Annotated in this window: 26 protein-coding genes, 1 tRNA gene and 1 other annotated feature; of the genes, 6 read left to right on the top strand and 21 right to left on the bottom strand. The window is 62.2% G+C overall.

Annotation, left to right across the window (positions count from 1 at the left end; all coding sequences use genetic code 11):
• Positions 1–252: 252 nt before the first annotated feature.
• The 18 genes from PG881_RS21235 to PG881_RS21150 all read right to left on the bottom strand — a co-directional run bounded on the left by PG881_RS21235 (position 253) and on the right by PG881_RS21150 (position 13,822).
• Positions 253–720 carry a Dps family protein gene (locus PG881_RS21235; protein ID WP_011705037.1) on the bottom strand — a complete coding sequence of 156 codons (468 nt, stop codon included), beginning with the start codon at positions 718–720 and terminating at the stop codon, positions 253–255.
• Between the two features lie 123 nt (positions 721–843).
• Positions 844–1,398 carry a DUF3833 domain-containing protein gene (locus PG881_RS21230; protein WP_270802708.1) on the bottom strand — a complete coding sequence of 185 codons (555 nt, stop codon included), beginning with the start codon at positions 1,396–1,398 and terminating at the stop codon, positions 844–846.
• Positions 1,398–1,949 carry a chalcone isomerase family protein gene (locus PG881_RS21225; protein WP_242543170.1) on the bottom strand — a complete coding sequence of 184 codons (552 nt, stop codon included), beginning with the start codon at positions 1,947–1,949 and terminating at the stop codon, positions 1,398–1,400. The genes PG881_RS21230 and PG881_RS21225 overlap by 1 nt, the downstream gene beginning before the upstream one ends.
• On the bottom strand, positions 1,906–2,124 hold the full coding sequence (locus tag PG881_RS21220; RefSeq protein WP_011705034.1) for a TIGR02450 family Trp-rich protein: 219 nt from the start codon (positions 2,122–2,124) through the stop codon (positions 1,906–1,908). The genes PG881_RS21225 and PG881_RS21220 overlap by 44 nt, the downstream gene beginning before the upstream one ends.
• Positions 2,121–2,600, bottom strand: a complete 480-nt coding sequence (locus tag PG881_RS21215; protein WP_270802703.1) for a DUF2878 domain-containing protein — start codon at positions 2,598–2,600, stop codon at positions 2,121–2,123. The genes PG881_RS21220 and PG881_RS21215 overlap by 4 nt, the downstream gene beginning before the upstream one ends.
• A gap of 2 nt (positions 2,601–2,602) precedes the next feature.
• On the bottom strand, positions 2,603–3,859 hold the full coding sequence (locus PG881_RS21210) for an SAM-dependent methyltransferase (protein ID WP_270802700.1): 1,257 nt from the start codon (positions 3,857–3,859) through the stop codon (positions 2,603–2,605).
• Positions 3,859–4,641, bottom strand: a complete 783-nt coding sequence (locus PG881_RS21205; protein ID WP_029301628.1) for a DUF1365 domain-containing protein — start codon at positions 4,639–4,641, stop codon at positions 3,859–3,861. The genes PG881_RS21210 and PG881_RS21205 overlap by 1 nt, the downstream gene beginning before the upstream one ends.
• A complete protein-coding gene (locus PG881_RS21200; protein ID WP_270802697.1) occupies positions 4,638–5,897 on the bottom strand; it encodes an NAD(P)/FAD-dependent oxidoreductase in 1,260 nt (419 codons plus the stop codon). Before PG881_RS21200 ends, PG881_RS21205 begins: the two co-directional genes overlap by 4 nt.
• Positions 5,894–6,631, bottom strand: coding sequence for an SDR family NAD(P)-dependent oxidoreductase (locus tag PG881_RS21195; RefSeq protein ID WP_270802696.1), 738 nt, complete (start codon positions 6,629–6,631; stop codon positions 5,894–5,896). Before PG881_RS21195 ends, PG881_RS21200 begins: the two co-directional genes overlap by 4 nt.
• Positions 6,628–7,056, bottom strand: coding sequence for a nuclear transport factor 2 family protein (locus PG881_RS21190; RefSeq protein WP_043162963.1), 429 nt, complete (start codon positions 7,054–7,056; stop codon positions 6,628–6,630). Before PG881_RS21190 ends, PG881_RS21195 begins: the two co-directional genes overlap by 4 nt.
• A gap of 1 nt (position 7,057) precedes the next feature.
• Positions 7,058–8,479, bottom strand: coding sequence for a deoxyribodipyrimidine photo-lyase (gene phrB / locus PG881_RS21185; protein WP_270802693.1), 1,422 nt, complete (start codon positions 8,477–8,479; stop codon positions 7,058–7,060).
• Positions 8,476–9,363: a MerR family transcriptional regulator gene (locus tag PG881_RS21180; protein WP_270802691.1), complete on the bottom strand. Its 888-nt coding sequence runs from the start codon at positions 9,361–9,363 to the stop codon at positions 8,476–8,478. Before PG881_RS21180 ends, phrB begins: the two co-directional genes overlap by 4 nt.
• 63 nt (positions 9,364–9,426) lie before the next feature.
• Entirely contained in the window at positions 9,427–10,371 is a 945-nt protein-coding gene (locus tag PG881_RS21175; RefSeq protein WP_016349814.1) for a YbgA family protein, read from the bottom strand.
• A gap of 172 nt (positions 10,372–10,543) precedes the next feature.
• Positions 10,544–11,173 carry an outer membrane beta-barrel protein gene (locus tag PG881_RS21170; protein WP_016349813.1) on the bottom strand — a complete coding sequence of 210 codons (630 nt, stop codon included), beginning with the start codon at positions 11,171–11,173 and terminating at the stop codon, positions 10,544–10,546.
• A 183-nt stretch (positions 11,174–11,356) separates the two neighbouring features.
• Entirely contained in the window at positions 11,357–11,905 is a 549-nt protein-coding gene (locus tag PG881_RS21165) for a DUF3157 family protein (protein WP_016349812.1), read from the bottom strand.
• A 95-nt stretch (positions 11,906–12,000) separates the two neighbouring features.
• Positions 12,001–12,873 carry a hypothetical protein gene (locus PG881_RS21160; protein WP_011705023.1) on the bottom strand — a complete coding sequence of 291 codons (873 nt, stop codon included), beginning with the start codon at positions 12,871–12,873 and terminating at the stop codon, positions 12,001–12,003.
• 45 nt (positions 12,874–12,918) lie between these two features.
• Positions 12,919–13,197 carry a DUF6482 family protein gene (locus tag PG881_RS21155; protein ID WP_011705022.1) on the bottom strand — a complete coding sequence of 93 codons (279 nt, stop codon included), beginning with the start codon at positions 13,195–13,197 and terminating at the stop codon, positions 12,919–12,921.
• Between the two features lie 25 nt (positions 13,198–13,222).
• A complete protein-coding gene (locus PG881_RS21150; RefSeq protein WP_270802681.1) occupies positions 13,223–13,822 on the bottom strand; it encodes an HAD family hydrolase in 600 nt (199 codons plus the stop codon).
• Between the two features lie 169 nt (positions 13,823–13,991).
• Positions 13,992–14,126, top strand: a sequence feature (Phe leader region).
• A gap of 38 nt (positions 14,127–14,164) precedes the next feature.
• On the opposite strand from PG881_RS21150, the gene pheA reads away from it, so the two are divergent.
• Complete coding sequence (gene pheA / locus PG881_RS21145) at positions 14,165–15,337, top strand: prephenate dehydratase (protein WP_011705019.1); 1,173 nt, start codon at positions 14,165–14,167, stop codon at positions 15,335–15,337.
• A gap of 101 nt (positions 15,338–15,438) precedes the next feature.
• Here pheA and PG881_RS21140 read toward each other — a convergent pair whose 3' ends face one another.
• Both PG881_RS21140 and PG881_RS21135 read right to left on the bottom strand, forming a co-directional pair.
• Complete coding sequence (locus tag PG881_RS21140; RefSeq protein ID WP_011705018.1) at positions 15,439–15,870, bottom strand: LPP20 family lipoprotein; 432 nt, start codon at positions 15,868–15,870, stop codon at positions 15,439–15,441.
• Positions 15,871–15,885: 15 nt separating this feature from the next.
• Positions 15,886–16,506: a FlgO family outer membrane protein gene (locus PG881_RS21135; protein WP_016349807.1), complete on the bottom strand. Its 621-nt coding sequence runs from the start codon at positions 16,504–16,506 to the stop codon at positions 15,886–15,888.
• Between the two features lie 194 nt (positions 16,507–16,700).
• On the opposite strand from PG881_RS21135, the gene PG881_RS21130 reads away from it, so the two are divergent.
• From PG881_RS21130 to PG881_RS21110, 5 genes are all read left to right on the top strand, one after another.
• Complete coding sequence (locus tag PG881_RS21130; RefSeq protein ID WP_029303764.1) at positions 16,701–17,855, top strand: flagellar assembly protein FlgT; 1,155 nt, start codon at positions 16,701–16,703, stop codon at positions 17,853–17,855.
• A gap of 50 nt (positions 17,856–17,905) precedes the next feature.
• Positions 17,906–17,982 (top strand) — tRNA-Arg (locus PG881_RS21125).
• A 235-nt stretch (positions 17,983–18,217) separates the two neighbouring features.
• Positions 18,218–19,168 (top strand): DUF932 domain-containing protein, encoded by a 951-nt coding sequence (locus tag PG881_RS21120; RefSeq protein WP_234577999.1) that lies wholly within the window; start codon positions 18,218–18,220, stop codon positions 19,166–19,168.
• A gap of 94 nt (positions 19,169–19,262) precedes the next feature.
• Complete coding sequence (locus PG881_RS21115; RefSeq protein WP_234578001.1) at positions 19,263–20,252, top strand: YqaJ viral recombinase family nuclease; 990 nt, start codon at positions 19,263–19,265, stop codon at positions 20,250–20,252.
• Entirely contained in the window at positions 20,249–21,217 is a 969-nt protein-coding gene (locus PG881_RS21110; protein ID WP_234578002.1) for a recombination directionality factor, read from the top strand. Before PG881_RS21115 ends, PG881_RS21110 begins: the two co-directional genes overlap by 4 nt.
• Here the strand turns inward: PG881_RS21110 and PG881_RS21105 are convergent, their stop codons facing one another.
• Positions 21,218–21,568: a helix-turn-helix domain-containing protein gene (locus tag PG881_RS21105; RefSeq protein ID WP_139392551.1), complete on the bottom strand. Its 351-nt coding sequence runs from the start codon at positions 21,566–21,568 to the stop codon at positions 21,218–21,220.
• Between the last annotated feature and the right edge of the window lies 1 nt (position 21,569).

Genomic DNA, 21,569 nt, shown 5'->3' with positions numbered 1-21,569 from the left:
TTTGTGGCGATTCTATTCCTACGGCTCAGAACTTAATAGGCATTCAATTTGCCAATTCAATTTTCATTGATGCAGATCAAAAACAAAAAAGCCGCCCAAACAGGGCGGCAAGCGGGTGGATAAAAGGAGAGACAACTCAGGTTTGCAACAGAACACGATAATGGAACGGGTCGGGCTGGCGTCTAGTCAGGCAGATCCAGCCCTTCACTTCATCAAGCAGGCATGCTTCGCAGCGTCCGGCCTGGTTAACTATCAGGCCAGGTAAGCGCGCAGCATCCAGACCAGTTTCTCCTGCTGCTGCACATAGTCGGAGAGAATGGACGCAGTCCCTTCATCACCGGCATCGGCGGCTTGCCCCAGGATACGGCGCTGGGCCACCAGCAGTTCGCGGAAACTCTCCAGCAGGGATTCGACGCAGGCACGACCGTCGTGCAGCCCCTTCTGCTCGGGAATGGCGGAAACTTTCAGGTAGTCGCTGAAGCTGTGCAGCGGCACGCCATCCAGGGTCAGGATGCGCTCGGCCAGAGCATCGACCTTCAGCAGCAGGTCGTTGTAAATCTCTTCGAACTTCAGATGCAGCTCGAAGAACTGGTTGCCGCGGATGTTCCAGTGGAAGCCGCGAACGTTCATGTAAAGGATCTGGTAGCTGGCCAGCAACTTGTTCAGCTCGGCGGCCAGCGCTTGTGATTGAACGGTATCAAGACCAATCGGACTCTTCATGTTTCACCTCCAGATTTGACGACCTGGTCATCTTAGAACTCATCAGACTCAAAAGGTAATAGTTAAGATCTAACTGATTGATAGCGTGCGGCTATCATCCCAGCAGTCGCCGGGCTAGGTGGCTCATTCAGGCTGACGCTCGATGTAGAGGAGCACCTCCCCCAGCTGGATGCCGAACTTGCTGATGGCAGCCCGGTTGAGCAGGCGATTTTCATCCAGCAGATACATCCAGTCATCGAAACTCACCCGCACCACGCTGCCGTCAGGCAGCGCCAGATCGAGCTGATAGCGCCAGTTGAGGGCAAAGCCTGCCGTCTTGCCTACCGCCTCCCCCACCACGTCCGCCGCCGTGCCGCGCCAGTGACCATCCGCCCCCTTGCTCAAAAACCAGGTGCGGGTCTGCTGGCGCCCATCGTCAAAATAGAACTGCTCGAACAGCTCTCCCTTGTCCCGCTGCCAGTGCCCGCGCATCTCCACCCGAAAACGGCTGGTCACCTCACCGCTGCGATCGGTCACCAGACCGTGCGCCGTCAGCTTGCCACTGAAGAAGCGAGCGAGATCCCACTCGGGGCCCTGGCCGCGATAATCCTCCAGACTGCTGCCGCAACCAGCCAGCAGCAGTGGCAACAACAGCAGGTAGCGCCAGGTGCGGGTGTATTTCATGAATCCCTTTTGCATCAGCGCTCTCCCCGCAAGCGGCGGGTAAGCGCCGGATCGCGGCTCCCTTGTGCCAGCCAGATGGCAAGAAAGGCCGCCGAAAATTGCGGATCGGCGAGGGTGCCGAGCGGCTTGTCCCGCCACCAGAAATGGCCGGCGCCGCCCCTGTCGACATAGAAGGTAAGCCGGTCACCCGCCTGGACATCGGGCCAGAGCGCGGCGAGCTGACCAAGCCAGCCCTGACGCTGCTGCTCGCTGCCCAGCCCCAGTCGCTGCCACTCGGCGGCGGTGGCACTCAACAGGTCGTCCCGCTCGATGGCTCTGGCGTAGGTGAGGCTCAGTGCCTGAGGATAGTGACCCGGCCGATAGCGGCCGTTCTCGCTGTAGAGGGTGGCGTCATAGAGCTTGAACCAGAGCCAGCTCATCTCGCCGCGCCCAACCGGCTGCAGCTGCTGCCAGGGAGTGACCAGGGCTTGCCCGGTCTGGGCGAAAGGGGTCAACGGTAGGCTCAAGCCTGCCAGCAGCAGGCTAATTCCACCCCATGTGCCAATGGGCGGGATCTTCGAGTTCATGCCAGTCCATCTCCTGTTCCAGCAGCGTGTTGATATCCTGCATCACCACCTGCTGCAGCTGCCCCTGCGCGTCGCGCTGACAGGCCACCACCAGATAGAAACGCTCGGTCAGCTCGTGCCGGCTCTCTTTGGTCCATTTGGAAAACAACAAGGTGTCGGTCGAAAAGGTGTTCATCTCGCTTCACCCTCCAGCTTGACCGTTACCCACAGGAGTACGGGTAACCACCACATCCAGATCACCGCCAGCAGTGCTGCACTGATCCCGATGCCCCAAGGTAAGTGTACTGCCCCCATGGCGGCTCCCGCCACATAGGAGGAGGCCCCCCCAGCCATGCCGAACAGCCCCTGCTGCCAGCGCGGCAAGGGCCGCAGCCAGCGCAGACCGTGGCAGAGGGTCAGGGCAAAACCGCACCAGAGCAGCACCAGCCAGAGCGGAAAACCGGTGTTGAAATAAAACAGCCCGAGTTGCCAGAGCAAGGCATCGAGCAGGCTGCCGGCAAGAGCGACCGGGATGAGCCGCCAGTCGTGCCAGCGGCGGGGAGAGAAAAGAAAATGAAGCAGCAACAGTTCAAGCAGCGGGCCCGGCTGCTGCCACTTCACCGCCAGCAACCAGTAGAGGTTGAACCCCAGCAGATGGGCCCACTGCCACATGCTCAGCGACCGCCGACAGGCAGATCCCCACTCCAGCCGAGTGGGCCCGGTTTGGCCGCTTCCAGCTGTACCAGGCTGATGGTGCGCTCCCAGAAGCCCCCTTCACAGTAGGCGAAATAGAAGTGCCATAACCGAATGAAGTCCTGGCTGTAGCCGAGGGCTGGCAGCTCGGGCACCAGCGCCAGGAAGCGCTCGCACCAGTGAGCCAGCGTACGGGCGTAGTGGTGGCCGTGATCGTGCAGCCGCACCAGCTGCATATCGGTCTCGCGCGCCAGCAGCCCCGCCATCTGGGAGACGCTCGGCAGGCAACCGCCGGGGAAGATGTAGCGCTGGATGAAATCCACCCCGCGCAGGTACTGGGCATGGCGTTGATCCGCGATAGTGATGGCCTGAATGAGCAGGCGACCACCGGGTTTGAGCAGCCGCGACAGCTGGCGGAAATAATCGGGCAGAAAGGCGTGGCCCACCGCTTCGATCATCTCGATGGAGACCAGCTTGTCGTAACTGCCCTCCAGCTTGCGATAGTCCTCCAGCAGCAAGGTGATGCGATCTCCCAGCCCCTCCCGCGCAATCCACTCCTTGGCGTAATCGTGCTGGGCCCGGGAGATGGTTGTGGTGGTCACTCGGCAGCCATAGTGACGGGCCGCATAGACGGCGAGGCCGCCCCAACCGGTGCCGATCTCCAGCAGATGATCGTCAGGGCCGAGTGCCAGCCGCTCGCAGATGGTGCGCAGCTTGGCCTGTTGCCCCTCCTCCAGGCTGGCCTCGGAATGGGGATAGATGGCACTCGAGTACTGCATATGGCTGTCGAGAAAACCCTGATAGAGGGTATTGCCGAGATCGTAGTGGGCGGCGATGTTGGAGCGCGACCCGGTCAGGGTATTGCGATTGAGCCAGTGGCGCACCTTGTTGAACGGAAAGCTGAGCCAGCCAAGGCGCCGCTCAAGGGAGTCGAGCAGCGCCAGATTGCGGGCCAGCAGCCGCACCAGCGCCACCGGATCCGGGCTGGTCCAGAGCCCCTCCACCCAGGTTTCCCCGGCGGCGATGCTGCCCCCCAGCAGCAGGCGGCGGTAGAAAGCGAGATCCTGCACCACCAGCTCGGCATGCAGGTCGGTGCCCGCCACGCCAAAGCTGTGACGCTCAGCACCATCTCGTAGCAGCAGCTGGCCATGTTCGAGGCGTCCCAGCAGATTGAGCAGCAGTTGCCTGGCCCCCTTGTCGATGAAAGAGGCAGAGAGGGTTGATTGCACAAGTTCCATTAGCGGCTCTCCGGATGGGTAAAGATGGGTGTTCGTTTGATAAAAAGACGCAGAGCCTGCCAGTAGATCCCGAGCAGCACCTTCATGGTCATCCAGGGCCAGCGGGCCAGCAGGGCCACCAGCCCCTTGCGCGACAGCGGCGCCCGGCGCAGCGCCAGGGTGGCGTCAAACAGCTTGGCCTCCCCGGATACGGGATGACTCTCGATGTGGATCAGTGTCTCCTGCGCGGGCGGACGAATGCGCCAGTGGTAGCGCATCGCCAGCCCCATGAAGGGGGAGACATGAAAATCCTTGTCGTGGGGGGCCAGCGCCGCCAGATCCAGCAGGTAGTAGTGGCGCTCGTTCCAGGGGGTGTTCGACACCTCCGCCAACAGATAGCGCGCCTCTCTCTGCCGGTAGCAGAAGTAGAAGTTGACCGGGCTGAAGTAGAAGCCCAGACAACGCACGTTGCCAAGCAGCAGCACCCGCCCCTCGGGTTCGGCATCGCCACCCAGTTCGCTCACCTTCTGCCACACCGCCTGCTTGAGCGGCCCCTCGCTGCCACGCAGATAATCGTCACGGTGAAACGAGAGCAGCCCCGAGCGCTCAACCCCGAACCAGCGCCCGCGATCGAGTTGTGGCAGCTCATCGAGGTCCAGTCCCAGCATGAAGAGGCTGTAGGAGAAGGCATGGGCGCGCGGTGCGAAGCGGCGATGGCGCACCGAGCCCTGCCAGATGGCGCTGAGGATACCAGTCATGGCCTCGGCACTCGCCTCCTGGCCTGCCAGAACTGCCCCCTTCATAGCTCGGCCCCGAACCGTCTGGCCACGTCCAACGCGCTGCGCACCCCGTCTTCGTGAAAGCCGTTGTACCAGTAGGCGCCGCAGAAGTGGGTGTGCTGCTGACCGCAGATCTCCGCCCGCCGCTGCTGGGCGGCAATAGAGGCCTGATTGAACACCGGATGGTGATAGACGAAGCGGCGCAGCACCTTGCTCTCGTCCACCTTGCCCTCGGGATTGAGACTCACGCAGAAGGGCTGCGGCGAGCTCACTCCCTGCAATATGTTCATGTTGTAGCTCACCAACGGCCGCAACCCGTCATCCTCGCCCAGCTGATAGTTCCAGCTCGCCCACGCCTTGCGGCGCACCGGCAGGCAGCGCACATCGGTGTGCAGCCAGACGTCGTTGGCCTGATAGGGCATGGCACCGAGAATAGCCTGCTCCCGCTCGCCCGGATCCGCCAGCAATGCCAGCGCCTGATCGCTGTGACAGGCGAAGATCACCTCATCAAACCGCTCCTCGCCGTAGCTGCTCTTGATCAGTACCCCGTCCGCCTGGCGCCGGATCCCCTGCACCGGGCAGGCGAGGCGAATGTGAGCCTGCCAGCCGGCCGTCAGCGGGCCGATATATTCCCGCGAGCCGCCAGGGATCACATACCACTGGGGCCGGTTGGCCACCTCGAGCAAACCGTGGTTGGCAAAAAAACGCAGGAAGAAGCCGAGCGGAAAGGCGCGCATATCGGCCAGCGTCGACGACCAGATGGCGGCCCCCATCGGCAAGATGTAGTGGCGGGCAAAGTAGTCGCTGAACTCCCCCACCTGCAGAAAATCCCCCAGGGTCAGCTCGGGGCCCTCGCCCTGATGTTGACCATCGGCCAGCCAGGCCCGCGCCTCCCGGTTGAAGCGCAGGATCTCGGCGACGAAGCCGTAGAAACGGGGACTCAGCAGGTTGCTGCGCTGGGCAAACAGGGTATCCAGGTTGTGGCCGTTGTACTCCAGCCCCTGCGGGCTTTTCACCGAGAAGCTCATCTCGGCCGGTTGTCGCGCCACCCCGATCCGCTCGAGCAGCCGCAGGAAGTTGGGGTAGGTGCGGTCATTGAAGACGATGAAACCGGTGTCGATGGCATAGCTGCGCCCCGCCTGGTGGACGTCGACGGTGGCGGTATGGCCACCCAGGGTCGGCGCCGCCTCGAACAGGGTGATGTCGTGCAGCTTGTGGAGCAGAAAACCGGCGGTCAGACCTGAAATACCGGAGCCGACGATGGCGATCTTTTTCTTCATGAAGGGCGTCCTTTCGAAACGAGTGCGCGGCCAAGGCGCAGCCAGAGCCCCGTCGGCAGCGCGCCAAGCAGGCGCAACAGCCAGATGAAACGGCGGGGAAAGTGGATCTGGTGACGACCGGCGGTGAGCCCCGCCATGATGGTGCGGGAAGCCTCTTCCACCGTCACCAGACAAGGCATGGGAAAATCATTTTTGGCGGTGAGCGGGGTCTGCACAAAGCCGGGGCGGATCAGGGTCACGCCGATCCCTTTGCCGGCCAAATCGAGGCGCAGGGTATCCGCCAGATAATCGAGGGCCGCCTTGGAGGCGCCATAGGCTTCGGCCCTGGGCAGCGGCAACCAGCTTACCGACGAGCTGACGATGGCAAGGCGTCCGCCTGCCCCGAGCAGCGGCAAAAAGGCGGCCAGGGCATGACCGGTGGCAATGAGGTTGGTCTCGATCACCCGGGCAAACAGGGCGCCGTCAAACCCCTCGGCGACATCCATGTACTCGCAGTTGCCGGCATTGAGGATCACCAGATCGACCCGCGGCAAGCAGGCGGCCGCCTCGCTCACGGCGCTTGCATCGCGCCCGTCAAACTGCAGCGGTGTGATGCCGTGGCGACCCAGTGCCAGCAGCCGATCGCCATCGCGACCGCAGCCCCACACCCGCCAGCCCGCCTGCCGGTAATCGAGCGCCAGCTGAAAGCCGATGCCGGAGGTGGCACCGGTGATCAGCACCCGGCCGCCGTTCATGCGCCGAGCCTCCCCTTGATGGTACGCACCAGGGGGCCTATCAGCGGCAACTGCTCGTAAAGCATGGCGCCCAGATCGAAGTAGTCGCGATGCAGGCACACCTTGCCCGCCGCGTCGAACTCGAGGCGGGTTGCCCCCTCCACCGTCACCGGCGCACCGCCGCGCAATCTGGGATGGGAGAAGGTCATGGTCCAGCCGAGCCAGGCCTGACCCCCCTGCAGCAGCTGGCTGGTGATGACGAAACGGCAGTAGGCCAGACGCTGGTAGAGGACGGCAAAATAGTCGGTGAGCGCTGCCAGCCCCTCGATGCGGTGAGCAGGATCGGTAAAGACCACCTCGTTTGCGTAGACCTCGGGCAAACGGTGCAGCTCGTCTCTGCTTAGCTGCTGATAGAGGGCCACAAAGCGGGCCAGCGACTCATCCATGCTATTTCTCCAGGGCGCGAAACATCTCGATGGCTCTCACCCGGGCAACGGCGTGGTCCACCATGGGGGCCGGATAATCGTGCCGCCCCTTGAGCCGCAACCAGTCGTGAGGCTGATGCAGATAGGCGGCAGGCAGATCAGCCAGCTCAGAGACCCAGGTACGAATGAACTCTCCTTGCGGATCAAACCGTTGCCCCTGGGTGGTGGGGTTGAACACCCGGAAATAGGGCGCCGCATCGGCGCCGGTCCCCGCCGCCCATTGCCAGCCGCCGTTGTTGGCCGCCAGGTCGCCGTCGATCAGTCGGCTCATGAAGTAATCCTCCCCGAGCCGCCAGTGGATGTGCAGATCCTTGGTGAGGAAGCTCGCCACTATCATCCGCAGCCGGTTGTGCATCCAGCCGGTGGTGTTGAGGCAGCGCATCGCCGCGTCGACGATGGGGTAGCCGGTGCGCCCCTCGCACCAGGCGGCGAAGGCATCCGGATCCCAGCTCCACGGCAGGGCCGCCGTCTCCGGCTTGAAGGGCCGATTCATGGAGAGAGCCGGGATCAGCACCAGCAGGTGGCGATAGAACTCGCGCCAGATCAGCTCATTGAGCCAGACAAAGCCGGGCTGAGCCTTCGACTGGGGCCGGTAGCCGAGCCGCTGCTGGAGCGCCGCCACGCACTGGCGCGGGCTGATGATGCCGGCCGCCAGATAGGGGGAGAGCACCGAGGTGCCTGCGATGGCAGGGAAATCCCGGGTCTCGCCATAGTCGAGCACCGCCTGCTCCAGAAAATCATTCAGACGGCCGCTGGCCTCGGCCTCCCCCACCGGCCAGCGGGGGTCTGCCGTCAGCTCGCCAAGGGCGGCATCGACGAAGTGCCGCTCCGCCAGCGGCTGCCACGGCAGCGGCTCACTACGAGCAGTGGGCGCGCGATGAATGACGAAACCATCCTCGTCGAGGGCCTTGAGCCAGGCGCGGCTGAAGGGGGTGAAAACCTTGAACATCTCGCCAGAGCCGGTCAGCACCCGCCCTGGCGGCAGCACGCAGCAGCCGTTGAGCCAGTGGCAACCCACCGCCTGCTCCGCCAGCACGGCGGTGACGGCCTGGTCCCGGCGCAGCTCGTCGATCTCGATGGCCTGATTGGCATAGAGCTGGGTTACGCCCAGCTCGCGGCAAAGCTCTGCCAGCGCCGCCGGCACTTCGCTAAAAGTCTCTACCCGCAGCAGATGAAGCGGGATGCCGAGCGCCGCCAGATCGCGGCCCAACGCATCGACCTGGGCCAGCAAAAACCGCTGACGGACGGGGGCCAGCTTGTGCTGCTGCCACTGGGTCGGTGAGAGGATAAAGAGCGCGGCCACCGGCTCATCACCGGCGCAGGCATGCCGCAGCGCCGGGTTGTCGGCAAGGCGCAGATCATTGCGAAACCAGACCAGCTTCATGATTTTTTCCTCCCGCGTCCGCCGGCGCCACCCGCAGCGGGCCTGCCCGCCATCAGCTCGGCAAGCCTCGCCTGCCAGCCGTGGGCTTGCAGCCACTCTCCATCGTAGAGGCGCCCCAGTTCGCCAAAGAAGCGGGTACCGGCGGGCCAGTCGGCAGCCAGCTCCTGCTTGCCAAGGCCGGCCCCCAGCAGCACCAGCCAAGGGGGGACTGCGCGCCCCTCCAGCAGGCTGGCATGGCGCGGCTCCACCGCCCCCAGCAGCTGCACCTCATGACCCTGACCGATCAGCTCGTAAGCGGCCCAGACCAGATCGAGCGGGCCCACCTGTCCCCAGCTCGCCAAGGTGACCGGTACCCCCTTCTCCTGCTCGATCAGGTGGCGGGCGAAGCGGGTGTGCAGCCAGCCCAGCCACACCTGTTGCAGCAGCTCGCCATCGGGCCGCTCGCGCCACAGCCCCAGCAGCCGCTCCACCAGCGGTTGCAACACCCGGCTGCGTACCAGCTCGAACGGGTAGCTTGCCAGCAGGTCATTGAGCTCAGCCTCGGCCTTGCGCTGGTTGAAGGCGAGCAGCGCCTGACTGAACTGCTCCAGGGTCTGCTGCCAGTGATCGCTCACCGGCTGGGCCAGGGGTTCACTCAGGAGCCCCTTCACCTGCCCGATGCTCACTCCCCGCTCCAGCCAGCTCAGGATCTCGCCAATCTGGCGAATGTCCTGCTCGCTGTAGAGGCGGTGGCCCTTCTCGGTGCGGGCCGGTTGCACCAGCCCGTAGCGGCGCTGCCAGGCGCGCAGGGTCACGGCGTTGACGCCGGTGAGGCGGGAGACCTCGCGAATGGGGTAGATCCCCTCCTCCGGCGAAGGAGAAGCGGCGTGCGGTAAATCAGACATAACGGCATCCAGCAAAGGTTGAGGGAGAGGCCCCGGCCATCCGCCGGGGCCCGCACAGAATATTCAGAGCCCGTAGCGCAGTTTCAGCGTGTCGGGATGGGGATTGAGGTACACCTGCTCGGCGAGATAGGGATTGGGGTATTCGCGCAGGTAGTGGCGGATCAGGGTGAGCGGCACCAGCAGCGGAAAGACGCCGGTACGGTACTTGTCGATGGTGTCGCACAGTTCCTGCTTCTGGGCCGGAGTCAGCACCCGCTTGAAGTAGCCCTGCAGGTGCATCAGCACATTGGTGTGGCTGCGCCGGTTGGCCCGCAGGGTCAGCGCCGCCATCAACCCCTTGATGTAGCTGTCGGCCACCTGCTGCAGGTCGGCCTTGGCCAGATTGCCGAGCAGCTTGCCAAGCGCCCGGTAGTGGGTGGTGGCGTGAGAGAGCACCAGATACTTGTAGCGGGAGTGGAAGCGGATCAGCGCAGAGGCGGTGATGCCGCGCGCGCAGAGCTGCTGCCAGTCGTGGTAGGCAAAGACCCGCAGCACAAAGTTTTCCCGCAGGATGGGATCGCACAGGCGGCCATCTTCCTCCACCGGCAGCAGGGGATTGGCCTCCATCAGCGCCTTGGCAAACAGGCCAACCCCCTCCTTGGCACTCCCCTCGTTGTTGGCGCCATAGATCCGCACCCGCTCCATGCCACAGCTGGGGGATTTGGCGCAGAGGATGTAGCCGGAGATGAAGTCGAGCTGGCGCGCCTTCTGCTCGCTGAAGGCGATGAGCTGGTCGGTGACGTCGAAGCTGCCGTTGCTCGCCTCGGCGCGGATCTCGCCGTGGCGCTTCACCAGCCGGATGGCGGCGCGGGGCGCCCCCAGGCCAATGGCCATCTCGGGACAGACGGGGTGATAGTCAAAGTGGGCACCGAGATCCCGCTCGCAGAAGCTGGAACGCTTGTGGCCCCCGTCGAACCGTACCTCCTGCCCCAGCAGGCAGGCGCTGATACCAACCTTGATCTTGTACATATCATCACTCCTTGTATAAGTCTGAATCAGTTATAGCAGTTATACAAGAAATTGGAAGTTGTATAACTATTGCGGACTGATACGGCGCAAGGGTGAAGGGTGGATCAACCGGAAATGAAAAAACCCATGACCGAAGTCATGGGTAAAAATGAAGACACTACAGGAAGAATGATTAGAAGCTGTACTTCACACCCAGGCTGGTGATGGAGCCCTGTTGCAGGTCCCACTTGCGATAGGTGTAGTCGGCGGTGAGGGCCAGGTTCTGGCTCACCTTGTAGGCGGCGCCCACTTTGAAATCGTGCATGTCGTCGGTCATGTTGGCGTAGCGGTAGCCGGTGGAGAGCTCGACCGCGCCGATGTCGTAGCGCAGGCCGGCCTCACCGTACATGCTGCCGCTGTTTTTGCGGGTGATCACATCCCAGCCGCTGTCTTTGACGTTGGCAGCCACCTGACGCTCCATGGTGTAACCCATCAGACCTGCTTCCCCATACAGGTTCAGACCTGTGCTGAGCGGGGTGTAGACACCCAGACCCAGGCTGGAGATGCCCATGCTGTCGTTGCCATCGTTGCGGGAGGTGTACTCGCTGCCCAGACGACCGTAGAAGTTGGAACCGAAGCTCTTGGAGAGGTCCAGGTTCAGACCGCCGAAATCGCGGTTGTTGCTATCCTTGCCGCCGATGTAATCGGACTTGGTGTGCGCCCAGGTCAGGCCGCCTTTGGCGTAGCTGAAGGCATCCTCAGCCAGAGCAGAAGTTGAAGCGAAACCGGCCAGAACCAGAACTGAAAGTGCAGCTTTTTTCATTTTGATGACTCCATCGTTGAGCTAGTTGGGACCTAGCTGGAATGGGGTCATTGTGCAGAGGGCGGGGAGAAATGCCGAGCGGCAAGCTGTTGCCAAACCATGTCAGATGTAAGCAACTGTTGCAGGTGGTTACCGGGTTAACAATCAAGACAGGCTCCACGAAGGAGCCTGTTGCATGAGGGATCAGCGGAACTCCACTTCCTCAATCTCGACCCGCACCAGGGGCTTGCCGGTGAGACCGGCCGGGCGCGGCACCTCCAGCACCATGGAGGGGCGCTGTTGTCCCTTGCGCAGATAGGACTCCGGCAGACGGTTCTCGCCGACCCAGAAGCGGGCCTCCTGCTTGACCAGCTGGGCCCCCTGCTCGCTGAACAGGGTGACGCTGCCGCGCACCCGCACCACATTGCGGGTGCCGGTGTTGCTCACCATGAATTGCAGTTGCAGAGGATCCGAGCCCTCCACCTTGGCCAGCTTGACGCCGATCCCGTCCTTGACGGCCTGGGCCAGCAGCTCGGGGTTGCTCATCGCCTGCTCGGTCAGCACCGGCACGGCCACCGTGCCCTGCACCGCGCTGCCGTCGGCGGCGGGTTTGAGCAGCAGGTATTCCCAGGTGAAGTCATCGTTGAGCTGCACCTGGCGGCCATCCGGCAGGGTCACCTGGGTGAGCGGAGCGGCCTGCACCAGCAGGGGCGAGAGGCAGAGGGCAACCAGCAGACGGGACAAGGGTTTCATAGGGTGATGACTCGGCGTCGATGGAAAAGGGCGTCAGTATAAAGAGTCCGTCCCGGCTTGCCTATGACCGCACTCACGTTCCTGCCCTCGGTTGCCTAGACCACCAGCTCCTGCCGCTCCTCTTCCGCCGCCATGTCCAGCGTCACCAGATCGAAGGCCGTGCTCTTGAGGGCGGTGAGGATATCCGGCTGCAGATCGAAGGCCTGGGCCCGCAGCCGGGCCGGCACCCGCACCCGGGCCAGGGTGGTGGCCCGATCGGCGAGGGTATGAAAAAACACCTGGGCCTCCTCCAGCCCCATGTCGGCCAGCATCTGCTCTGCCATGTCCACCATCCGCAGATGACGGCGCTCCACCAGCTCGGGGTCGGAGAAACGGTAGCTCAGGCAGCCGTGGGCACTCTTGCCCCAGCGCCCGAGCTGACGCTTGTTGAAGCCGTAGCGAAAGTCCCTGTGGGTCATGCCCTGCTTGGCAAACAGCCAGAGGGTATTGGTCGGCAGGCTGCCGAAACGGCGCAGATACTCCTGCAGCTCCTCCACCGGCGCCGGCAGCAGCATGGGCAGGTGGCTCCAGTCGGTTTCCAGCGCGGTGAGGTGGCAGATATAGCGCACCGGATCGATCACCTCGTTGAGGTGGCGCAGGTGATCGCAGAAGATCATCTCATCGGTCTTGATCACCCGCTGCTCGATGCCGTAACGCTGGCAGTAGCGCTTGGCGCGCGCCACCTCCTTGCGACTGCGGGTCGGGCTGTCCAGGGTGATGGCCCGGATCCGGATACCGCTGGCGCGGCACAGATCCATGCTGTAGCAGGATTCCAGTCGACCGGAGAAGGAGACCGCCAGTTCGCCGTAGCCAGCCAGGGTCTCGATAAGTGACTGTTCCCTGGTCTGAAAGGTCTGATCGTATCCCCGATTCAGCACAACGATATTGGCATCCATAACGACGGCACCGGATGATGAATTGGGCGCCATTGTGCTGCAACAATCCTGAATAAACCCTTAAAGGGCAGGGATAAATCAGAATTTAATGATAATTTCATGCCAATTAGTTTCATTTTCATCCAGCTGGGCATCATAAATCCGAAGTTTCGCCTGATGAACCTGATGCATGCGCAGAAATCCCTCGGCCTGTTCGAGGGAGGCAAAGGTCAGCCGGCCCCCTCCGCTGTCGGTGAGACACTGCATCTCGCCGTCGGCCTCGACGCAGAGCTGATAACCGCTGCCATCCAGACAGGCGATCAGCAGCCCCGCGTCCGGATAGTGACTGAGCCAATTGCGAAACCGGCCATGCTCCATACCCTCTCCCTCTACATCCTGCCATTCAGGCGGGCAGGTAACCCTGCGCCACCAGCTGCTGGCGACAACTGTATGCATCGGTAAACACCAGACCGCCGATCCCCAACGCCTGTGCGGCAGTCACGTTGGCCGGGCTGTCATCGATGAACAGGCACTGCTCGGCCTGCAAGTCGAACGACACCAGCAGATAGCGATAGATATCCGGCTCCGGCTTCATCATCCGTACCCTTGCCGACACCACCTTGCCGCTGAAGAAACGCCAGAAGGGCTGATGCTGCTCCAGCCAGTCGATGCTGGCATGACCCATATTGGAGAGTGCGTAGAGGGTGTGACCCGCCCCATGCAGGCTCTCTATCAGGCTCAGCATAGCGGGATCCGGCACCAGCGAGGCGGGCACCGCCTGCAAAATCGCCAGGTTTTCGGCGGCGCTCAGCCCGGTGCGATGCTCGGCCTGGCGGGCCATGGTGTGCAGTGAGAGGGTACCACGGTCCACCTCCAGCCAGTCCGGGTGGTTGAACAGCCGCTCCGCCAGCTGCTCAGCTCCGTGCGCCCCGCGTACCGAGCGCACGATACCGACCGGATCCCAGCTCACCACCACCCGTCCCAGATCGAAAATAATCGCCATCTTCACCTCCAGCTATCTGCATCATTACGACAGCAAGCGGGTCCGTTTTACCCGGTTTTTCCCCCGCAGGCTCACGCCCCTACCCTGCCCCGTTCGCCTCCCCCGGGCAAGTTTTACTTGCATCGCACGGTCAAATCCCTTAATGGTTATGGCGTTACCTCAAGGACACACTCATGCACGCACCATTCTTTTTTGCTTTCTCGTTTATCCGGCCCTCATGAGGGAAGGCCCGTCGTCACGTGAAGCACTCGCGTAAACAGAAAGCAAAGACGAATCGAGCCTCCCCTAGCGGAGGTTTTTTTTTGCAGCCACCACAATCGATTACTTGGATAGGGAACCATCATGGCAACGCTCGACGAGATCAGACAAGACATCACCCAGTTGGATCAGGAGCTGCTCGCCCTGCTGGCCAAACGCAAGACCCTCAGCATCGAGGTCGCCCGCGCCAAGCAGGCCAATCCGCGCCCGATCCGCGATCCCCAGCGCGAGCAGGATCTGCTGGTCGCCCTGATCCAGAAAGGGCGTGTGCTGGGGCTGGACGCCCAGTACATCACCCGCATCTACCACACCATCATCGAAGATTCCGTGCTCTCCCAGCAGGCCTATCTGCAGAGCCTGCTCAACCCGGAGCAGCAGGAGCCGATGACCAGCGTCGCCTACCTGGGACCGCGCGGTTCCTACTCCAGCCTCGCCGCCCGCAAGTACCTGGCCCGCTACAAGGATCAGGTGATCGAGGTGAACTGCCAGAATTTCCGCGAGGTACTGGATGCGGTGGAATCGGGCCGTGCCGCCTTCGGCGTACTGCCCATCGAGAACACCAGCTCGGGCTCCATCAACGAGGTGTACGACGTGATGCAGCACACCAGCCTCTCCATCGTCGGTGAGCTGACCTACCCCATCGAGCACTGCATCCTCACCGCCGTACCAACTGAACTGGGCCGCATCAAGACCTTCTATGCCCACCCGCAGGTATTCCAGCAGTGCTCCCACTATCTGAGCAAACTGGAAGGGGCGCGCCACGAGATCTGCGACTCCTCCTCCAGCGCCATGATGAAGGTGAAGGAACTGGCGAGCCCGGAGGCGGCGGCCATCGGCAGCGCCGCTGGCGGCGAGCTGTACGGGCTGGATGTGCTGGCCGAACAGTTGGCCAACCAGAAGGAGAACTACAGCCGCTTCATCGTGGTGGCGCGCAAGCCCATCGACGTGGCACCGCAGATCCCGGCCAAGACCACCCTCATCATGTCCACCTCCCAGAAACCGGGCTCGCTGGTGGAGGCGCTGCTGGTGCTGCGCAGCAACGAGATCAACATGACCAAGCTCGAGTCCCGTCCGGTGCAGGGCAACCCGTGGGAGGAGATGTTCTACCTGGATGTCTCCGCCAACCTGCAGACCCCGGCCATGCAGGCCGCGCTGATGGAGCTGACCAAGATCACCCGCTACATCAAGGTGCTGGGCTGCTATCCGAGCGAAGACGTCAAGCCGACCGCCGTGCCGCCGGTGCTGCTGGGCAACTAGCCAGCGCTGCAATCAGCCAGGCTTGGGCGGCCGACACCGCCAATGAAAAAGGCGACCCACCGGGGTCGCCTTTTTGTCGTCCATTCTTCGCGTGCACGCCGTCAGAACTGGCCCGCCATCAGCTGGTTGATGTTGTAGAGGGCGCGGGTATCGAGCTCCATCTCGGTGGCATAGGTGTTGCCACGGGGATAGGAGGCCACCACCCTGGCGCCGCGCACCATGCCGGCCACCGACACGTCCAGCGAGTTGGAGGTCTGGGTCAAGTCCTTGTAGCTGCTCTGGCCGCGCACCTGCTGGCCGTTGAGCTGTTCCGCCAGTTCGCGATAGGCATCCATCTTGGAGGCGCGGATGGCCTGCAGCATCTTCTCGGACTGGGAGGGGCCGGGCTGGATGTCGATCACCGCGTAACCGACCGCCTTGAGCACCGGGAAATCATCCGGCTTGTTGTTGCCGCCGCCATAGTTGACCACCCGATTGCCGCCGCTGCACGCCGTCAGCAGCAGGGCCAGCAGGCATCCGAACAGGATTTTCATTGCATCTACTCCTTGTCAGGGCGTCAGGTTGACCAGATGGCCGCCGGGACGCGCCTGGCTGTCACGCATCAGGTAACCGCGGTTGATCGAGGCCCGGCCAAACGAATTGTTGGCACCGAACAGGTATTTTTGCGGGATCAGGCTCTGGGCCGTGGTCTCCACCATCTTGGTACGCAGGTCGATGATGCGGGCATTGACCAGGATCCCCTGCTTGTTGCGGCTGAAGGTGCCGGTCAGGATGCGGGAGATGGGCAGCCGGGGGGAGAGATCCCGATAGTTGCGGCTCATCACGAAGTCCCCCTGCGGGGTGACCTTGATGCTGCCGGTCAGCTTGAAATCCACCACCACTTCCCCGCGCCGATTCAGCTCGTAAATAAAGCTCTCCTCGATCTGCTGCCCCATCCAGTTGGTGTCCTGCAAGGTATCGAGATCGACGAAAGAGGAGACCGCAATGGGTTCGGTCAGGGTGGAGAGCGACTTGCGCTCCATCAGCTGATCGGTCATGCGCGCCACCAACCAGTTGAGTTCCATCCCCTGCGCCGCCTGGCGAGGATCACCCTGCTCCCGGTTGATGGGGTCGGAGCCGCAGCCGGCCAATGCCAGGGCGAGCGCCAACGCCGTGATGAGTTTGTTCATGGATACCTTTCCTGTATCTGCACCTGATTTGTTATCGGTTCGACCGGCCAAAGCTTGAGCCGGGAATGAGGCATGGATCTTGCTAAATATTCGCGTGTGCTGTGCAACCGGCACGGTTCTGTGATCTGTATCGGCCGGCGACTTCGCTTCGACAGGGGTGAATCGCGCCGACCCGCATATTCAAGGTGCTTGTCATGAAATTACCGCTGCTGTTAACCCTGCTGCTTGCCAGTCTGTCGGCCCGGGCCGAGATCATCGAGGCGCAGGGCAGTGCCGCCATCCTGGGCGGAGACGAGGTCTACGCCCGCGAGCAGGCGACCCGCGATGCCCTGCGACAGGCTCTGCTGGCTAGCGGCGCCGCCGTCTCCAGCATCCAGCGCCTGGAAAACGGCAGCCTGCGCTCCGAGCAGATCCAGATCCGTTCCGGCGGCGACATTCGCCAGTATCGGCTCAAGCGGGAAGAGGTGCGCAACGGCCGCATGTACATCACGCTGCAGGCCGACATCCAGGCCGAACGCCAGATCTGCCAGACCCAGCACTACGCCAAGGATTTGACGCTGGTGCGGCTGCGGCTGCGCTACCCCGAGCAGGCGAGCTACGGCGCCCTCGACGACATGCCCGCCAACCTGTCACGCCGCATGTTCGAGGCCCTGGCCAACGCACCGCAAGGGGTGGCCGTACGCCAGTGGCTGGACGAGAACCTGCGCATCGACCCGCTCCACCTGCAACAGGGGGATCGCAGCGCCCTCGAAGAGATCAAGGCGCTCAGCCTGCGCACCGACAGCCAGTATCTGGTGCTCGGCAGCATCGACGATCTCTCCCTCGAACCGCAGGGCAACCAGCTGACCAGCTGGTATGAAGACCCCATCCGCAACTTTCGCATGCAGCTCTATCTGTTCGACGGCATCAACGGCAGCCTGCTCGGCCGCAAGGAGTACCAGGGCCGGGCCAACTGGACCTTCGCCAAGCGGGATCAAGTGGGCAGCAGCAGCGGCCAGTTCTGGCAGTCGAGCTATGGCCAGGAGGTCAACTACCAGTTGCAGGAAGCGGTGCAGGATCTGGTGGCCCAGCTCAGCTGCGCCCCGGTCACCGCCCGGGTGGTCGGCCAGAACGAGCGCGGCCCCCACATCAATCTGGGCCGCCGCAACGGCGTCCGGCTCGGGGATCAGTTCCGCATCCAGCACGATGCCGATTTCATCGACCCCTACGGCAAGTCGCGCATGATGCGCAACCCCGCCGACGGCCTGTTCGAAGTGGTGCAGGTGTTCGAGGATGGCGCCATCATCAGCAGCCAGAACAAATATTCGCCGTTTAACATCCAGATCGGGGATCTGGCAGTATTGGAATAAGAATCAAGGGTTTAAAAGGGAGCGGCTTCTTGTATAATGCCGGCCACAATGCTCCCGTAGCTCAGTAGGATAGAGCGGTCCCCTCCTAAGGGACAGGCCACTGGTTCGACTCCAGTCGGGAGCGCCATACAAAACAAGGGGTTAGCATCTTCATGGTGCTAGCCCCTTGGTCGTTTTTGGCCTCCTACCCCTCTCCGTACCCCTCCAGTGCAGTTCATTGCACAACACCATCATGCTGTAAAGCCCCTTAAAATAATGAGAATTCAATAGCAAATAAATCCTATTCAATAAACTTTCAAACCTACATCCCCCCCATGAGTTAGCAGGCTGAATGTCTGCATTTCACAATTCTTGGAGGAGATATGGCTCACCTGATTGACACCATGGCCTACACCGGCCAAACCCCTTGGCATGGCCTTGGCAATGTCTTGCCCCCACAACAATCCCTCGATATCTGGCTGCAAGCAGCCGGGATGAATTGGACCATCGAGCAGAGCGACGTGATGTTTAACGTCGCCTCCGATGCGCTACATATCCGCCACTACAGCGACAGCAAGGTGCTGTATCGCTCCGATACCCTCACCCCCCTGTCGGTAGTCTCAAGTCGCTACAACGTGGTACAGCCTCACGAGGTCCTGCACTTCTATCAAGACTTGGTGGAAGCCGGTGGCTTTGAGCTGGAAACAGCAGGCTCGCTCAAAGGTGGCCGCAAGCTGTGGGCACTGGCCAAGACCGGTCAGGATCTCAAGCTAGCAGGTGGTGATTTGGTTAAATCCTATCTGCTGCTGGCAACCAGCTGCGACGGCACGCTCTGCACCACGGCGCAGTTCACCTCGCTGCGAGTGGTCTGCAACAACACCCTGCAGATGGCACTGCGCGGCGCTACCGGCGCCATCAAGGTGCCCCACTCCACTCAGTTCGATCCCGCAGCCGTCAAAGAGTCGCTTGGGCTCGGGCTCTCCCATTGGGATGAGTTCAAAGTCCAGAGCAAGGCACTGGCACAGCGGCCCGTGGCCCCTGAAGAGGCGCTACGCTTTTTCAGCGACTTGCTGGCGCAACCGCTGGATGAGGAGAACATCATCCTCACCAAGCCGGTACAACGCCTGCATGAGCTCTATCAGGGGGCGGGTATGGGTTCAGAGCTTGCCAGTTCCCGCAATACCGCCTGGGGGCTGGTCAATGCTGTTACCGAATACGTGGATCACCACCGCCGCGCTCGTAGTCAGGACCACCGGCTCGATTCCGCCTGGTTCGGCCAGGGTGCCCAACTCAAATCCCAAGCCCTGAATCAGGCACTCACTCTGCTGCAGTAATTCCGCTTCCCCATTTAAACCGCATAACGACCTCACCCGGACTGGCGCAAGCCAATCCGGGCGTCGTCATTTATGCCGTCAACAAGGAATAGTCATGAAAGCAAAAACCAAATACGGCCAGGCCCTGCGGCTGGCCTCCACGACCCAATTAACCCGCGAGCAGTGGCTCGCTATCCGCAAGCTCGGCATTGGCTCCTCCGATGCCGCCGTGGCAGTAGGCCTCTCCACCTACAAATGTCCACTCAGCCTGTGGCTGGAGAAGACCGGCCGCAAAGAGCCGGAGGATATCTCCCACAAGGAAGCGGTGCTGTGGGGCATTGAGCTGGAACCGGTGCTGGCGAAGGTCTACGCCAAACGCACCGGCTATAAGGTGCGCCGGGTCAATGCAGTGCTGCAACACCCCGAGCAACCCTTCATGCTCGCCAACCTCGATCGGGAGGTAGTCGGCCATCCCGATGGGCCGGGCATTCTGGAGATCAAGACCGCCAGCTATCACAGCGCCCCCCAGTGGGAGGAAGGAGTGCCGGTGGCTTACCAGTGTCAGGTACTCCATCAACTGGCCGTCACCGGCCATGCCTGGGCCGAAGTGGCTGTGCTGATCGGCGGTCAGGATTTTCGGATTTACCGCATCGAGCGCGATGAGGAGAAGATCCAGGATCTCACCGAACGGGAAGCGCAGTTCTGGCAGATGGTGCAACAAGACCAGCAGCCTGAACCTGATGGTTCCAGTGATGCCGCCAATGCCCTGAGCTGGCTCTTTCCCCGCGATGATGGTCAGACGGTGGATCTCTCCGATTCTCCTGAGTTCAACCAGCTGTTTGGCGAGCTACTGCGCTTGCGTCAGCAAAAGGAAGCGGTCGAGCTACAGGAGTCGCAACTCAAGCAGCGGCTGCAAGCCACTTTGGGTGAAGCGACAGCCGGGTTGTTTGCCGATGGCAAGATCACTTGGAAGCGCAGCAAAGACCGGCTGGCACCGGATCTGGATAAGCTCGGTCAGGATCATCCCGACCTGCTCACCCGTTATGTCAAACCGGTGCCCGGCGTGCGCCGTTTCACCATTCAACCCTTGAGGCAAACACCATGATCAAAGGACTGGCGATTACCCCGCCCGTGATCGGGCGGATCTGCATCGGCAAGCTGGTGCAAAAACAGGATAAGTGGGTACCGGAGAAGGACGACAGCTTCACCCTCACCACCCAGGTACAGCAAAAGGGGGGATGGTTGCTCCATCCCCTGCATCAACACTACTCATCGCAAAAGAGTGGCCAAGGTCAGGAGCAAACCAAGATCCGCGCCATTCCAGTGCGGGTGCTGTTCAACGACAGCGACTTGAATCTGCGGGCGGAATACAGCGCCTTTGACCGGCAAACCGGCAGGCCGCTCTGTGTCGGGAATGGGGAGGTGGCGAGACGTGTGGGGGCGCAAGGCATGGAGGAAGTCAGCTGCCCAGGACCAGAGCGCTGCGCCTTTGCAGGGCAACAGGGCTGCAAGCTGTACGGACGACTGAACCTGTTTGTGGAGGGGCAAGGGGATGAGCTGGGTAGCTTTATCTTCCGCACCACCGGCTACAACTCGGTACGCACCCTGGCGGCGCGACTGAAGTACCTGGAGGCAGTGAGCGGGGGCCATACCCGCTATCTGCCGCTCACCCTGCGGTTGCGAGCCAAGAGCACCACCCAGTCGTACCGCACACCGGTCTACTACGTGGATTTGACCTTGCGGGAAGAAACCAACCTGACTGAGGCAGTCAGGCAAGCACTGGAGGCCGCCCGGCGTGATCAAGAGGCGGGGCTCGCCATCGACCAGATGGAGCAGGCCGCTCGCGACCTGCTGCGCAATGGCCAATTTGAGGATATCGATGAAGAGGTGCCGATGCTGCTGGAGGAGTTCTATCCCGAAGCCAACAACGACGAAACGGCTAATGGTAACGCTGGAGTGGAGGCGACTACCTCGCATGCCGCACCGCAGAGGCCGCAACCCAAAAGGAGTCCGCTCACCAACAAATTGGGGAAAGGGACCCCATCCCCTCCCCCAGTAAATGGCGGGTGATCAGCGGGGACGCGCCAACCGCTCCACCAACCGTTCTACCGTTTCCAGCAACAGGGTTCGGTCAGCATCATCGAGCCGAGCCAGTTGCTGGCTCAGCACAATGCCCTGCTCGGTCGGGCGGTTACTGGTCTCGCGCAGGAAATCCGCCAGCTCACAGCCGAAAAGTTGAGCGAGCTCCGCCAGCCGCACCACGGTTGGCACCACGATCCCCCGCTCCATTCGTGAGACGGCTTCCATCCCGATACTGAGGTATTCAGCCACCTGCTCTTGCGTGAATCCGGCTTGAGTTCGCTTGTGGCTAATCGCCTTGCCGACGCTCTTGGCTAACAGCTCAAGGTTGATATCTGTCATG

It is taken from the genome of Aeromonas sp. QDB54, assembly GCF_027707385.1.
Taxonomy (GTDB): domain Bacteria; phylum Pseudomonadota; class Gammaproteobacteria; order Enterobacterales; family Aeromonadaceae; genus Aeromonas; species Aeromonas hydrophila.
This window is presented reverse-complemented; position numbering and strand designations above follow the sequence as displayed.

Coding starts and splice junctions, on each gene's coding strand:
- PG881_RS21235 (WP_011705037.1), bottom strand. CDS start 720: ATGAAGAGTCCGATTGGTCTTGATACCGTTCAATCACAAGCGCTGGCC.
- PG881_RS21230 (WP_270802708.1), bottom strand. CDS start 1,398: ATGCAAAAGGGATTCATGAAATACACCCGCACCTGGCGCTACCTGCTG.
- PG881_RS21225 (WP_242543170.1), bottom strand. CDS start 1,949: ATGAACTCGAAGATCCCGCCCATTGGCACATGGGGTGGAATTAGCCTG.
- PG881_RS21220 (WP_011705034.1), bottom strand. CDS start 2,124: ATGAACACCTTTTCGACCGACACCTTGTTGTTTTCCAAATGGACCAAA.
- PG881_RS21215 (WP_270802703.1), bottom strand. CDS start 2,600: ATGTGGCAGTGGGCCCATCTGCTGGGGTTCAACCTCTACTGGTTGCTG.
- PG881_RS21210 (WP_270802700.1), bottom strand. CDS start 3,859: ATGGAACTTGTGCAATCAACCCTCTCTGCCTCTTTCATCGACAAGGGG.
- PG881_RS21205 (WP_029301628.1), bottom strand. CDS start 4,641: ATGAAGGGGGCAGTTCTGGCAGGCCAGGAGGCGAGTGCCGAGGCCATG.
- PG881_RS21200 (WP_270802697.1), bottom strand. CDS start 5,897: ATGAAGAAAAAGATCGCCATCGTCGGCTCCGGTATTTCAGGTCTGACC.
- PG881_RS21195 (WP_270802696.1), bottom strand. CDS start 6,631: ATGAACGGCGGCCGGGTGCTGATCACCGGTGCCACCTCCGGCATCGGC.
- PG881_RS21190 (WP_043162963.1), bottom strand. CDS start 7,056: ATGGATGAGTCGCTGGCCCGCTTTGTGGCCCTCTATCAGCAGCTAAGC.
- phrB (WP_270802693.1), bottom strand. CDS start 8,479: ATGAAGCTGGTCTGGTTTCGCAATGATCTGCGCCTTGCCGACAACCCG.
- PG881_RS21180 (WP_270802691.1), bottom strand. CDS start 9,363: ATGTCTGATTTACCGCACGCCGCTTCTCCTTCGCCGGAGGAGGGGATC.
- PG881_RS21175 (WP_016349814.1), bottom strand. CDS start 10,371: ATGTACAAGATCAAGGTTGGTATCAGCGCCTGCCTGCTGGGGCAGGAG.
- PG881_RS21170 (WP_016349813.1), bottom strand. CDS start 11,173: ATGAAAAAAGCTGCACTTTCAGTTCTGGTTCTGGCCGGTTTCGCTTCA.
- PG881_RS21165 (WP_016349812.1), bottom strand. CDS start 11,905: ATGAAACCCTTGTCCCGTCTGCTGGTTGCCCTCTGCCTCTCGCCCCTG.
- PG881_RS21160 (WP_011705023.1), bottom strand. CDS start 12,873: ATGGCGCCCAATTCATCATCCGGTGCCGTCGTTATGGATGCCAATATC.
- PG881_RS21155 (WP_011705022.1), bottom strand. CDS start 13,197: ATGGAGCATGGCCGGTTTCGCAATTGGCTCAGTCACTATCCGGACGCG.
- PG881_RS21150 (WP_270802681.1), bottom strand. CDS start 13,822: ATGGCGATTATTTTCGATCTGGGACGGGTGGTGGTGAGCTGGGATCCG.
- pheA (WP_011705019.1), top strand. CDS start 14,165: ATGGCAACGCTCGACGAGATCAGACAAGACATCACCCAGTTGGATCAG.
- PG881_RS21140 (WP_011705018.1), bottom strand. CDS start 15,870: ATGAAAATCCTGTTCGGATGCCTGCTGGCCCTGCTGCTGACGGCGTGC.
- PG881_RS21135 (WP_016349807.1), bottom strand. CDS start 16,506: ATGAACAAACTCATCACGGCGTTGGCGCTCGCCCTGGCATTGGCCGGC.
- PG881_RS21130 (WP_029303764.1), top strand. CDS start 16,701: ATGAAATTACCGCTGCTGTTAACCCTGCTGCTTGCCAGTCTGTCGGCC.
- PG881_RS21120 (WP_234577999.1), top strand. CDS start 18,218: ATGGCTCACCTGATTGACACCATGGCCTACACCGGCCAAACCCCTTGG.
- PG881_RS21115 (WP_234578001.1), top strand. CDS start 19,263: ATGAAAGCAAAAACCAAATACGGCCAGGCCCTGCGGCTGGCCTCCACG.
- PG881_RS21110 (WP_234578002.1), top strand. CDS start 20,249: ATGATCAAAGGACTGGCGATTACCCCGCCCGTGATCGGGCGGATCTGC.
- PG881_RS21105 (WP_139392551.1), bottom strand. CDS start 21,568: ATGACAGATATCAACCTTGAGCTGTTAGCCAAGAGCGTCGGCAAGGCG.